General features: G+C 38.3%; 10 protein-coding genes and 2 pseudogenes. 4 read left to right on the top strand and 8 right to left on the bottom strand.

Annotation, left to right across the window (positions count from 1 at the left end):
• Positions 1-29: 29 nt before the first annotated feature.
• From NYG85_RS02840 to murJ, 8 genes and pseudogenes are all read right to left on the bottom strand, one after another.
• Positions 30-815 (bottom strand): enoyl-ACP reductase, encoded by a 786-nt coding sequence (locus NYG85_RS02840; protein WP_284936966.1) that lies wholly within the window; start codon positions 813-815, stop codon positions 30-32.
• A complete protein-coding gene (dapA, locus tag NYG85_RS02835; protein WP_284937140.1) occupies positions 815-1684 on the bottom strand; it encodes a 4-hydroxy-tetrahydrodipicolinate synthase in 870 nt (289 codons plus the stop codon). The genes NYG85_RS02840 and dapA overlap by 1 nt, the downstream gene beginning before the upstream one ends.
• Before the next feature lie 20 nt (positions 1685-1704).
• Positions 1705-2952, bottom strand: coding sequence for a M16 family metallopeptidase (locus NYG85_RS02830; RefSeq protein WP_284936965.1), 1248 nt, complete (start codon positions 2950-2952; stop codon positions 1705-1707).
• Positions 2930-4021 carry a quinone-dependent dihydroorotate dehydrogenase gene (locus NYG85_RS02825; protein ID WP_284936964.1) on the bottom strand — a complete coding sequence of 364 codons (1092 nt, stop codon included), beginning with the start codon at positions 4019-4021 and terminating at the stop codon, positions 2930-2932. The genes NYG85_RS02830 and NYG85_RS02825 overlap by 23 nt, the downstream gene beginning before the upstream one ends.
• Before the next feature lie 247 nt (positions 4022-4268).
• Positions 4269-4692 (bottom strand): annotated as a pseudogene (locus NYG85_RS12115) (ATP-binding cassette domain-containing protein); the annotation flags it as partial.
• A 228-nt stretch (positions 4693-4920) separates the two neighbouring features.
• Positions 4921-5781 (bottom strand): annotated as a pseudogene (locus NYG85_RS12110) (ABC transporter permease); the annotation flags it as partial.
• Positions 5778-7154, bottom strand: a complete 1377-nt coding sequence (cysS, locus tag NYG85_RS02815; RefSeq protein ID WP_284936962.1) for a cysteine--tRNA ligase — start codon at positions 7152-7154, stop codon at positions 5778-5780. The pseudogene NYG85_RS12110 and the gene cysS, both read right to left, overlap by 4 nt.
• A complete protein-coding gene (gene murJ / locus NYG85_RS02810) occupies positions 7141-8541 on the bottom strand; it encodes a murein biosynthesis integral membrane protein MurJ (RefSeq protein WP_284936961.1) in 1401 nt (466 codons plus the stop codon). The genes cysS and murJ overlap by 14 nt, the downstream gene beginning before the upstream one ends.
• A 100-nt stretch (positions 8542-8641) precedes the next feature.
• On the opposite strand from murJ, the gene NYG85_RS02805 reads away from it, so the two are divergent.
• The 4 genes from NYG85_RS02805 to NYG85_RS02790 are packed head-to-tail and all read left to right on the top strand — an operon-like array spanning position 8642 to position 13568.
• A complete protein-coding gene (locus tag NYG85_RS02805; RefSeq protein ID WP_284936960.1) occupies positions 8642-10549 on the top strand; it encodes a flagellar assembly protein A in 1908 nt (635 codons plus the stop codon).
• Complete coding sequence (gene ruvA, locus NYG85_RS02800) at positions 10546-11100, top strand: Holliday junction branch migration protein RuvA (RefSeq protein ID WP_284936959.1); 555 nt, start codon at positions 10546-10548, stop codon at positions 11098-11100. The genes NYG85_RS02805 and ruvA overlap by 4 nt, the downstream gene beginning before the upstream one ends.
• A gap of 8 nt (positions 11101-11108) precedes the next feature.
• The gene (locus NYG85_RS02795) at positions 11109-12146 is read left to right on the top strand and encodes a D-alanine--D-alanine ligase (RefSeq protein ID WP_284936958.1); all 1038 of its coding nucleotides are present in this window, start codon (positions 11109-11111) and stop codon (positions 12144-12146) included.
• Between the two features lie 48 nt (positions 12147-12194).
• Complete coding sequence (locus tag NYG85_RS02790) at positions 12195-13568, top strand: phosphomannomutase/phosphoglucomutase (RefSeq protein ID WP_284936957.1); 1374 nt, start codon at positions 12195-12197, stop codon at positions 13566-13568.
• The last annotated feature ends 11 nt before the right edge of the window (positions 13569-13579 follow it).

Genomic DNA, 13579 nt, shown 5'->3' with positions numbered 1-13579 from the left:
GTTTTCTCTTTTAAATAATATGTAAAATTTTACTTAAATGTCGTGCCGCCGTCAATTATAAACGTGTGTCCGGTTACCCAACTTGCCTTTGATGAGCATAAAAATACACAAGCACCACTTAAATCAGTCGGCTCTCCCATACGATTTAGCGGACTTAGCTTTGATGTTACGGCTTTGACCTCTTCGTAATTTGTAAATGCCCTTAAAGCGTCGGTTTCAATTGGACCACCGCTTACGACATTTACCCTGATATTATGCTCTCCAAGCTCGGTGGCAGCGTATCTTGCCATAGCTTCAACAGCCGCTTTTGCCGTGCCGTGACCTGAGTAGTTTTCAATATAGACCAAGTTGCCAGTTGAGCTAAGCGAGATGATTGAGCCACCGCCGACCTTTTGCATACGTTTGGCTGCTTCTTGTGAGCCAACGACGAAGGCATTAACGGTTGCGGTAAATATATTGTTAATGCCACGTGGTTTTAGCTTCATAAATTTTGTGTAGCCACCAGCCACGGCACGACCTGAAATAATGGCGTTTGAGATGAAAAAATCAACCCTGTCAAAATCCTCATCAATCTTTAAAAATAGCTCTTTGTAAGTTTCAGGTTCAAGTATATTTAGGGCGTAGGCACGGGCTTTTATGCCGTATTTTGCTTCAAGCTCTTTGGCTTGACTTAGTGCTAACTCCTCGTTTGAGTTAAAAGTAAATGCTATATTAACGCCAAGCTTAGCAAATTCTAAAACGATGGCACGACCAATTCCACGTGTGCCACCGCTGATAACTAGCGTTTTGCCTTTAAATTCGTTTGTAAAATCCATTAAAATCCTTTTATATCGTAAGTTTTCATCACTGCTTCAATTTTCTTTAAATTCTCGCTACTTGGCGGTGTTAAAGGCAGTCTGTATTCAAGCACTGGGGTTAGCCCAGCAATAAACATTGCCGCTTTTATCGGTATTGGGTTGCTTTCGCAAAACATTATTTTATTAATGCTATAAAGTTTGTCGTTTATCGCTTTTGCTTCAATGTATCTCTCATCAAGTGCTAGGTGGGTTAGCTCTGAAATTTTATCTGGCAGGATATTTGAAGTTACCGAAATTACGCCCTTGCCACCATTTGAAAGGATAGGGTAGTTTATAGCGTCCTCTCCGCTAACCACGACTAAATTTGGCTCGTGAGCGAGTAAATCAACGCACCTATCAATGCTACCAGTCGCCTCTTTTACGCCATAAATATTAGGGCAGTCGTTAAATAGCCTAAAAATCGTGGCTGGGAGCATATCACAGCCCGTTCTGCCCGGGACATTATAAAGCATTACAGGCAGATCAACGCTATTTGCAATGGCTTTGTAATGTTCATAAAGCCCTTCTTGCATTGGTTTGTTATAATACGGCGTGATTGATAAAATGCCGTCAGCACCCTGATTTTGGGCGAATTGTGCAAATTCAATGGCTTCGTGAGTGGCGTTTGAGCCAGCACCAGCTAGAACCTTTGTAGCCGTGCCTTTACACGTATCTACGGCGATTTGTATGCAAATTTTATGTTCTTCGTGCGTTAGCGTCGCACTCTCGCCAGTCGTGCCTACTGGCACAACAGCGTCAATGCCGTTTTTTATCTGCCTTTTTATCAGCTTTGCGTAGCTCTCTTGGTCTATTTTGCCGTTTTTAAACGGAGTAATTAGTGCTGTCATCGCACCGATAATCTCTTTTTTCACTGCTCATCCTTTCGTAGAATTATTGTTGTTTTTGTTTTGTTTATAAAATATTTATTTGCAATCTCTTTAATCATATTTTCATCTATATTTTCAATTCTATTTTCTAGCTCGTAAAGTGGCAAAATATCGCCACGAGCAAGGTAGCTACCATATAAATTTGCAACCTTTGAAGCGCTGTCAAATGAGTAAATGAAGTCGCTTTTTATTATGTTTTTTGTGCGTAAAATTTCATCATTATCTATCGTTTTTTGCTTTAAATCATCTATAATTTTTAAAATTTCAGCTTCAATTACTTCGGCTTTTACGCCTGGATTGCAAACGGCTAAAAAGATAAATAAATTCTCATCAATGCTACTCATAGCATAGGCATAAATTTGATTTACAAGCTGTTTTTCTTCAACCAAAATTTTTTGCAAAACCGAGCTTTTGCCACTTGAAAGATACTCGCTAATGGCGTTTAATCCGATCTGCTCAGCGTGGTTAAAGCTTGGAATTTTAAATGCGATAGCTAACATCTCAACCTCGCTATCTCTGTATAAAACCGCTCTTTTCTCGCCGTCTTGCTTTGGCTCAATACAATGAACCTTTGGAATTTCACGGCTGTTTTTTATGTTTTCAAAGGCACTTTTAGAGAGTTCAAACGCACTTTTTTTATCAATATCGCCACTGATTAACAAAATCGCATTTTTTGGCTGATAGTAAGTGGCGTGAAATTCCCTGATATCATCAATCGTCCAGTTTTTTATGTCGTTTGTAAATCCGATTGGTGTCCAGTGGTATGGGTGGTAGATAAATGCGTGGTTGTAAAGTCGGTAGTAAAGGTATCCAAGCGGATTATTATCCGTCCGCCACCTTCGCTCTTCTGCTACGACATCTCGTTCTGGCTGAAATTCCTTGTCTTTTAGGTTTAAATTTGCCATTAATTCGGCAAAAAGCTCCAAGCTTTTGGCTAAATTTTCGCTTGAACACTTGATAAAATAGTGCGTGTAATCAAAGCCAGTTGAGGCGTTATTTACGCCTCCAAAGCCCTTTACTATCTCATCAAACTCCCCAGCTTTTAGGTTTTTTGTGGATTTAAAATTTAGGTGTTCAAGCATATGAGCGATACCGCTTTTGCCCATTTGTTCGTTGCGTGAGCCGACTTTGTAAAAGATATCAACGCTAATGACCTTTGAGCCACGATTTAGCGGTATGTGGTAAATTTCAAGTCCGTTTTTTAGTTTAGTTTTGTTTGGTTTTATCAATTTTTGCCCCTACATTTACGCCGACAGCTTCGCTTATGTGGCTAAATCCGTCAGCCTTTAAAAGTTTTATAATCTCATCGTTTAAATTTTTGCAAATCCCATAGCCTTCATAGATAAAGGCGGTAAAAATTTGCACCAAATTTGCCCCCATTTTTATCCGCTCATAAGCCTCTTTTGCATCGCTGATACCGCCACAAGCGATGAGTATCGTTTTACCAAAAAGCTCATCGGCTACGGCTTTAAAAATTTCACGCGATTTTTGCTTTATAACTTCGCCACTAAGTCCGCCAAAATTTTGCAAATTGCTTGATTTTGATAGCGAATAATCAATGCTCGTGTTTGAGATGATTATGCCACTAGCTCCGCTTTTAACGGCACTTTGGCAAATTTCTATCGCCTTTTCGTGTGCTAAATCTGGCGAAATTTTTAGGATAATTGGCGTTTTTGTTAGATTTTTTAGGCTTAAAAACAGCTCATTTATGAAGCTAACTTCTTGCAAAGCCCTTAAATTTGGGGTGTTTGGCGAGCTTAAATTTATCACAAAGGCGTCGCAAAGTCCGTCAAACTCACGCACTAAAATTTCATAATCGCTTAGGGCGTTTTCGTTTGGCGTGAGCTTGTTTTTGCCGATATTTGCCCAAAGTGGCAGGGCGTTTGGATAAATTTTGCTAACTCTGTCTTTGATTTTTACAGCGCCTTCGTTGTTAAAACCCATTGCATTTTGTATGCTTTTTTCATCAATTAGCCGAAATAGTCGCGGTTTTGCGTTGCCACTTTGTGGTTTTGGAGTAAAGGTGCCGTATTCAAGGTAGCCAAAGCCAAGAGCACTAAGTCCAGCCATCATCGTTGCGTTTTTATCAAATCCGCCACCAATGCCGATTGGATTATGATAAGTTTTATTAAAAATATTCTGTTTTAAGCTCAAATCATCAACCACGAATTTATTTGCTACAAAGCTAAAAATTCCCGGATAAATGGCGTTTGCAAACCTTAGCGAATACTCGGCGATTTTGTGAGCGTTCTCTGGGTCAAGTTTAAAAAACAGCTTCTTTAAATTTTCATAACTCATAAATAATCCTTAAAATGGGGCTGATTTTATCAAAATTCGCCTTAAATTAAAGCTTTGCCTTTGAGTTTTGCATAAATTTCACAACTCTTGCTTAAAACCTCATCGCTATCAAATCCAACCACTTCTCCACCAGCGATAACTGCGATTTTATCGGCGTTTTGCACGGTGCTTAGGCGGTGAGCGATGACAAAGATTATCTTTGTGTGGCGGAGTTTATTTATGGCGTTTGTTATCTCTCTTTCGCTCTCGTTATCAAGTGCAGAAGTTGCCTCATCAAAGATTAAAATTTCTGGATTTTTATACATTGCCCTTGCGATTGCCACTCTTTGCCTTTGACCGCCAGATAAATTTGTGCCAAACTCATCAAGCGTGGAGTAAATGCCGTGTTCTAATTTGCTTACAAATTTGTAAGCATTTGCCATTTTTAGGGCGTTTATGACCTCGTTTTCATCAAATTCTCGCCCGTAAGCTACGTTGTTTGCTATCGTGTCGTTAAAGATATAAACGCGCTGTGTAACAAGTCCGATTTTATCGCGAAGTGAGCTAATCTCAATATCCTTTAAATTGATACCATTTATTGAAATTTTACCGCTAGTAACGTCATAAAACCGCATTAAAAGATTAATTAGCGAGGTTTTACCGCCGCCACTTGAACCGACAAGTGCTATCATTTCTGATGTTTTTGCCTTTAAATTTACGCCTTTTAAGACCTCGTTTGTGCCATCGTAGCTTAAACGGACATTTTTAAACTCAATCTCATTTATGTGTTTTGGCATTAAAATTTCGCCGTTTTTAACACTGGCTCTCTTATCAAGTAGCTCAAAAGTCCGCTCGCTAGCAGCGATTGCATCTTGCATTTTGTTATAAATTCCCACAATCCTTTTAATCGGCGTGTAAAGCATAAAAAGTGCCGTTAAGAACGAAAAGAAGGCACCTATGCTAAGTTTGCCGTCAATCACGTCCTGACCGCCGATGATGATAACGACAGCCACGCCAATTGAGCCAATTAGCTCCATCATTGGGCTGACTAGCTGTTCAATTTTTGTTGATTTTAGGTTTATATTTAGAAATTTTTCATTTTCGCTTTCAAACTTGCTTTGCTCGTAGTTTTGGGCGTTGTTTGCCTTTATAATCTCAATATTTGTAAAAATTTCATTTAATGCCGAGCTGATATCTGAAATTTTCTCTTGCGATTTTTTTGAGATTTTTTTCATCTTTTTTGCAAGGCGAGAGATAGGATAGAGTGCTAGTGGCAGGACAAAAAGTGCAAAAAAGGCAAGGGTTGGACTTTGATAAATCACCACAAAAAGCAGGGCAAAAATCGTGATAAGCTCACGCAAAAATTCAGGTATCATACTTGAAACAATGGCTCTAATTCGCTCAATGTCGTTTATTGTCCTGCTTAAAAGCTCGCCCGTTCGGTAGGTGTTAAAAAAGCTAATATCAAGGCTTAGCATATTTCTTAGCATCTTATCACGAAACCGCCTAATCGTGTCCTGACCGATAAAAGCGGTAAAATAAGCCTGCATAAATGTGCCTAAATTTTTAAAAAAATAGACAGCGATTATGGCGTAAGGCAGAATGTAAAGCAGGGTTTCGTTTTTTTCAACGAAAATTTTATTTAGCACTGGCTCAACAAGCCACGCTGAAACTGCCGAGCCACCACTGGCTAAAATCATACCGATAAAGGCTAGAACAAACTGGGGTATATAATCCTTAAAATAGGGTGTAAATCGCTTTAAAACGTCTTTTAACTTCATACTTTCTCCCAAAGTGTGCCACTTGGTGTGTCCATTATGTTGATATTTAGGGCATTTATCTGCTCTCTAATCTCATCTGCTAGGGCGAAATTTCGCTCTTTTTTTGCCTCGTTTCGCTTTAAGATTAGCTCGTTTATTTTTGCTTTTAACTCATCGCTTACGCCAAACTGAAAATACTCAAAGCTATCAAGCGTGGCGATACCAAAAATTTGCTCTAAAAAGGCTAAATTTGCAACTATCGTGGTTTTTAGGGCTTTATCTTTTGGATTTTTATCAAGTCCTTCGTTTGCTAAATTTACAAACTCATCAACCACAGCAAGTGCCTTTGATGTGTTTAAATCATCGCTTAGAGCATCTAAAATTTCACTTTTAAAATCAGCGCTAACTTCGCCAAGTTTTGTGTCATAAACGCGCTTTTTAAGGCGGTAAATTTTATCAAGGCGTTTTTTTGAGGCGTTTAAATCATCAATTGAGTAGTTAAAATTCGCCCTGTAATGGCTACTTAATAGATAAAATCTAAGCACCTCGCCTTGATAATCTTTAAGTGCGTCTTTAACAAAAAAGCTGTTGTTTAAGCTCTTGCTCATCTTTTCGTTATTTATCTGTATAAAGCCGTTGTGTAGCCAGTATTTGCTTAGCTCCTTGCCAGAGTGGCAGCGACACTGCGCTGCTTCGTTTTCGTGGTGCGGGAAGAGCAGGTCAGACCCACCAGCGTGGATATCTATCTCAAATTCCGTGTCGTTTGATAAATGTTCTTTTATCATCGCAACGCACTCAGTGTGCCAGCCGGGTCTGCCCTTACCAAAAGGTGCGTCGTAGAAATTTTCATCAAATTTCCAAAGCACGAAGTCTTTTTGATCTTTTTTGCTCTCGTTGCTATCAACCCTAGCCATTGTGTCATCGCACTCTCTGCCACTTATGCTTAGGTATTTTGTGTCTTTTTTGGTGTTAAAATATATGCCATCATCAAGCCTGTAAGCGTAGTCTTTTTTAATAAGCTCATTTATGTAATCTATCATCTGCCCCACGCACTCTGTCGCTCTTGGCTTTACATCAGGGTCAAGCACGTTTAAAGCCTTCATATCGGCCTCAAAGCTATCAATGTAAAAATTTGTAATCTCCTCTAAACTCTTGCTACTCTCGCTCATTTTCTTTAAAATTTTATCATCAATGTCGGTGTAGTTTCTTACAAATTTTACCTTATGTCCGAGTGCGATTAAAACTCGCCTTAACATATCAAAACTCACGGCGCTTTTTGCGTGTCCAAGGTGCGCGTCATCATAAACCGTTGGCCCACAAAGATAAATTCTAACCACCTCATTTTGTGGCTTAAAATCAACCTTTTGTTTCTTAACGCTATCATAAATTTGCATAAAAAATTCCCTTTAAAAATGTAAGTAAAAAAATCTCTGCCGTTATCAAAATGGCAGTTAAAAGTATAAATTTTATCTGGATTATAGCTAAAAATTTCGCATATCCAAACTCTTTAACGTATAAAAAAAGCTGTAAAAATCCGCCAAATGAACTAGCCAAAGCAAGTCCCACAGCACCCCAAAACTGCATAAAAATGAGTGCTAAGACTAAATTAAAAACAAGGCAAATGGCTGAAATTTTAGCTGCTAACTTCTGCTTTAATCTTGCATAAATCCAAAGCGAAAAGAGCTTAGCAAGTCCAAAAGGGGTAAGCCCCACAAGATAGGCGCATAGCACCTTAGCACACTCTATGGTATCAGCGTGAGTAAAATTGCCACGCTCAAAAAGTAACCAAATGATAGGCTCAGATAAAATCACGCCACCAACGCTTGAAGCTAAAAGCGCAAAAAACAAAATCATAAAGGCGTTTTTGGTTTGAAGTAGGGCGTTTTTTTCATCGCCGTTTTTTAAAAGGCGTGTGATTTTTGGAAACAAAGCTTGGCTTAGGGCGATTGCAAAAATGGCGAGTGGGAGCTGAAAAATTCGGTTTGCATAAAACATATAACTAATGCTACCACTTGCTAAAAAGCTAGCTAGCCACGTGTCTAAAAACGCGCTAATTTGCATAGCTGACGAGCCTAAAATCCCGTGGTAAAAATTTACAAAAAAGCCCTTTGTGCTAGTTTTTTTACCCTTTAAATAGCTAAAAATTCCACCAAAAAATAGCGGATTTAGCCCTTTTGCTTTTAGTGCCACAAAGTGCGTTAAAAGCTGTAAAACACCGCCGATTACGACGCCGTAGCTAAGATATGTCGCCACCTCTTTTTGGCTTAGCCCATTTGCTAAAAAAAGTGAAAAAATCATAGATAAATTTAAAAGTGCCGTTGAAAACGCAGTCGTGGCAAAATGCCCTTTGTATTGAAGCAAAGTGCCTAAAAATGTAACGGCGTAAATTAGGGCTAGGTAGTAAAAATTTATCCTTACAAGCGGGACGGCATTTTTGGTGTCAGCCTCGCTTAATCCAGTTGCAATTATAGCGATAAACTGCTCAGTAAAAAGATTTACTAGAAGCGTTAAAATACCGATAAATAGCAGAAATTTTAAGAAAATTTCACCGCTAAAAAGCGATTTTTTGACTGCTTTTGTAAAATTTGGTAAAAAAGCCTGTGAAAATGCACCCTCGCCAAAGATTCGCCTAAATAAATTTGGCATTTTAAAGGCGATAAAAAACAGGTCGCTAAAAATCCCAGCACCAAGCACGAGTGCCGTTAAAATATCACGTAAAAGCCCTAAAACACGAGAAACTAAAATACCACTGGCGTTTGAGAAAAAGCCCTTTATAAACATTAAATTACCTTGAAATTTTAAAAACAACTGCAATTATAACCGAAATTTAATGAAAATTTAGAGATAATGCGAGAATTATTACAAAAAACAAGGTTTAAAATTGAGCGAAACGCAAGAGGTTATCTATTTTTCGGCTATTAAAACAGACACGAAAACGCCATTTTCTGATATAAAAGAGCTTAGCAAAAGCAGTGGCGTTGAGGCAAAATTCATAGATTTTCGCCTTTATGATGTCGTTACGATTTACACAAACGAGCAAAACGCCGAGCCAGTCACGCTCTCAAAAGATGAGCTTGAAATTTTTGAAAATAGAGATTTTTACCTTGACCCTAGCCTTAAAATTGAGCAGGTTTATAGCGTTGAGTTTTTTGACATTAGGGTTTCGCCACCGCCAAAACTACCGCCAATTAGCGTCGGTGCTAATTCGCTTTTAACAAAAATCGTAGCCACCATTTCGCCTAGTTCTGAGGTTTCTTATGAGCCTGGATATGAGCTGTTTTTGTATGAATTTATTGCAAAACAGCTAATTAGAGCTGGAATTTTAGTCGGCATTAGAGAGCGTGATATTAGGAGCGAGCTAGGGCGTATCACCTCTGTTTTAAGGATTAAAGAGATTATTGATCAAAGCTATACTTTTGTCGTTGCTACTGGCATTGAGCCACGCCCTGCTGTTGATTCAAAGATGATTTTTCACTACAAAAATAAATTTGAAAATATAGATAAACACGACCGAATTGACCACGCAAATCGTGGATTTTTGCTCGGTGTCGTGCCTGATGAGATTATTATTGAGTTTATAAAATCAAAGCAAGGCTCAAATGGTAGAAACGTAAGGGGCGAGTTTATAAAGGTAAATGACCCAAAAGAAGAGGCGTTAAAAGAGATAAATATCACTGAAAATATTGAGCGTGAAGAGGATGATAGGTCTATAAAATTTAGAGCCAAAAAGGCTGGATTTGTCAGCGAAGATAAAGGCACTTACGACATAAAAGAACAGCTTGAAATAAATGAGATAAATTTTAGACAAACTGGCTCGGTTAAGACCGAAATGGACTCAAATGTGAGTTTGGTTATCAAAGAGGACGATATTTTTAAAGACGCCATTGGCACTGGGGTTGTCGTTGAGGCAAAAGAGGTAAATGTCAAAGGCAATGTCGCTGCAAACGCACAGATAAAATCAGACAAGGTAAAAATCGGCGGACAAACCCACGCAAAGGCAAAAATAGAGGCAAAAACGGCTGATATTGCCATACATATCGGACAGGTTATCGCCGATGAGGTCGTTATTGACAGGCTTGAAGGTGGCTCGGTCGTGGCAAAAAAGGTAAAAATCAAAAGCGTTGTCGGCGGTCAAATCACAGCCGATGAGATAAAGATAGAAACGCTAGGCTCAAACTGCACGATAAACGCACTTGAATTAATTGACATAAAGTATCTTCGTGGCACGAATAATAGATTTATCATTGACGCTAGGCGGATTAAAGATAAGGGATACGATATTGAGGGGCAGATTGAAAAAATCAAAGATTTTGAGCATAAAATTTTAAAAATGCCAAAGCAGATTGAAACAAAAAAGATCATCATTGATGAAAACAAAGCCTCAATTTACACGATAAAAGCCAAGGTTGAGGAGCTTCAAGCCGCAAAGGTCGTCCCGCCAGTTACATTTATGAAAAAGCTAAAAGAGTATCAACAGCTAGTTATTGATTACAACGAGCTTTTAAAGGATTTTAACGCCAAAAAAGCCGAGCTAAAACGGCTAAAAGATGAGCTTGATGTAATGCAAAATGGAATTTTTGCCGCAAAAATCATAAATAGAAGCAACTGGCTTGAACTAAACGAGATAAAATTCATCTTAGTTGATCCGCCAAAAGAGGTCGTCTATCCGACCCGACAGAACGAAATGGCAAGGGTGATTAGCCTTGTTAAGGTCGGCGATGAGATTGAGCCAAAATTTGAGATTAAAAAGTCAAATGATCTAAATTTACTCCCAAAGGAGAAAGATTGATAAAAGCCATTGAGGGCGTGATAACCAAAAAAGACCCAGCTTTTGTGATTTTAAAGACGGCAAGTGGCGTTAGCTACGGCATTTTTATCTCACTTTTTTGCTCGCCAAAGCTAGAAAAAGGTGCGAAAATTGAGCTAAATATCACGCAAATAATCCGTGAGGACGCAAATTTACTCTACGGATTTTTGGATTTAGATGAGCAAAAAATGTTTGAAATGCTAATAAAATTAAGCGGTATCGGAGCCTCAACGGCTATGGCAGTTTGCTCATCTTTAAGTCCAAATGCCTTCATAAATGCCGTGATAAACGGCGATGATGCGACCCTAAAAAGAGTGCCCGGCATTGGTTTAAAAACGGCTAGGCGGATAATTGCCGAGCTAAGTGACGCAAAGCTAATAAATGAAACCAGTGTCCCAGCACACCAAAGCGAGGCACTAATGGCACTTGAAGCACTCGGATTTAAACGAGATAAAATTTATAAGGTTTTAAGCGAGTGTAGGGGCGAAAACACGAGTGAGCTAATCAAAGAGGCTCTAAAAAAATTAGGATAGGATAAAAAATGAAATTTGGCATAATTTTTGGTGCAAAAAGCTTTGAACACGAGATTAGCATTGTCAGTGCTATCGTGCTAAAAAACGTCTTAAAATGGGATTTAGAGTTTGTTTTTTGTGATTATGATAGAAAATTTTATCACATACCACCAAAGGATATGAGAGCGAATTTTTTTGCTAGTGGCGAGTATAAAAAGTGCAAAAAATTAGTAATCTCAAACGGCGGATTTTACCTTCACTCAATGTTTGGAGCTAAAAAAATTGAGGTTGATACTTACATAAATTTAATACACGGGATGGACGGCGAAGACGGCAAAATGGCAAGTTTGCTTGAATTTTTTGGTATAAATTTCATCGGACCTAGACTTGAAGCGAGTGTGATGAGTTTTAACAAAGAATTAACAAAATTACTTGCCAAAAAAATCGGCATAAATACGCTTGATTACGAGGTTTTAAGACGTGGCGATTTACCAAGTATTAGCTATCCATTTATTTTAAAGCCACTAAGACTAGGTAGCTCAATTGGCGTTTCTGTCGTAAAAGATGAAAACGACCTTGAATACGCGCTTGATGTTGCTTTTGAATTTGATAAAGAGGTGCTTGTTGAGCCGTTTATTGGCGGTGTGAAAGAGTATAATTTAGCTGGTTTAAAGGTAGATGATGAGATAAAATTTTCAATCATTGAAGAGCCAAGTAAGCGAGAATTTTTAGATTACGAGCAAAAATATCTAAATTTTTCAAATGAAAAAAAGGTAGCAAAAGCCGAAATTTCAGCCCAGCTTGAAGTGCAGATCAAAGATGCATTTACTAAAATTTATGATAGCGGATTTGATGGAGCATTAATTAGGTGTGATTTTTTTGTCATTGATGATAAGGTATTTTTAAACGAGATAAACCCAAATCCGGGAAGTCTTGCAAACTACCTATTTGACGACTTTGGAGATGTTTTAAAACAGCTTGCAAACTCACTACCAAAAGAGCAAAATATCTTTGGAAGCTATAAATTTTTAACATCAATTACGCACTCAAAGGGCGGAAAAATTTAAAATTTAAATTTGTTTTTTTTGATATAATTGCGAGATTATAGGATTAAGATGAGAGTTGATAATATTTTTAGAGAATACGACATACGCGGAATTTACGATAAAGAGCTAAACGAAACTAGCGTTAAGGCTATCGGCTACGCGCTTGGTTTAAAGATGACGGAGCTTGGCGTAAAGAGCCTAAGTATCGGCTATGACGCAAGACTTAGCGCGGATAATTTGCTAAAATGGCTACTTAGCGGATTAAACAAAGTTGGCTTGTTAAATATCTATGAGATCGGCTTGTTGCCTACGCCGGTTGGCTATTTTAGCGTTTATGCCGATTTTTTTGACGCAAATATAATGATAACCGGCTCACACAATCCAAAAGAGTATAACGGCTTTAAAATCACGATAAAAAAGGATAGCTTTTTTGGGGCTGATTTGCAAATTTTAGCCAAAAAAGTAAGTGAGATAATCGCTTTAAACGAGCAAATTCCTGATAATTTTGAACGCAAAAATATGGATATTTTAAGCCATTACGTGAAATTTTTTGTAAAAGAGTTTTGGGCGTTAAGGCTTTTTAATGAAAATTTTGTCGTTGATTGCGGAAATGGTGCTGTTGGGACTGCCTTAATGCCGATTTTAGAAGAGCTTGATTTAAACGCGAAAGTCCTATTTCACGAGCCAAACGGCAACTTCCCAAATCACCACCCAGACCCAAGCGAAAAAGAAAATTTAGCTGACGTTTTTAAGGCGATGAGAGAGAGTGAGATTAAGCTTGGCTTTGCCTTTGACGGCGATGGCGATAGGATCGCTGTCATCACGCCAAAACGCAACATAAAAGGTGATGAGCTTGCCTATCTTTACACGCTAAATATGCAAAATCCACGTGTGCTTGGCGAGGTTAAATGCTCGCAGATTATGTATGATGAGATTGCTAAAATCGGCGAAGTTTTTATGGGTAAAACGGGTCATAGTAACATCAAAAAGATGATGAAAGAGCTTGATATTGACCTAGCGGCTGAGGTTAGCGGACACATTTTCTTTAAAGAGCGATATTTTGGCTTTGATGATGCGCTTTATGCGATGATGCGGGTGCTTGAACTCGTGCATAAGGGCGTTGATTTAGATGCCCAGCTTGATAAAATGCCAAAGATGTTTAGCACTGATGAGATTAAGATAAATGTAAGCGAAGAGAGCAAATTTAGCATAGTTGAGAATTTCAAAAACGCCATAAAAAGCGGCAAAACCGACCTGCCAGAGATTGAGAGTATTATTGAGATTGACGGCATTAGGATAAAGTTTAAAGATGGCTGGGCATTAGTGCGCGCTTCAAACACAACCCCTGTGATTGTAACTAGGTTTGAGGCGAAAAACGAAGGTGCTCTAGCTGAAATTCAAAATAAAATAATACTTATTATAAAAGAAAATATTTTTAAATAATAAAGTTTTAT

Origin of the sequence: Campylobacter gastrosuis (assembly GCF_030249845.1) — a bacterium.
In the GTDB taxonomy this organism is placed as follows: Bacteria; Campylobacterota; Campylobacteria; order Campylobacterales; family Campylobacteraceae; genus Campylobacter_A; species Campylobacter_A gastrosuis.
Note: the sequence above shows the minus strand (reverse complement) of the source record. Positions and strands in the feature narration are given on the sequence as shown.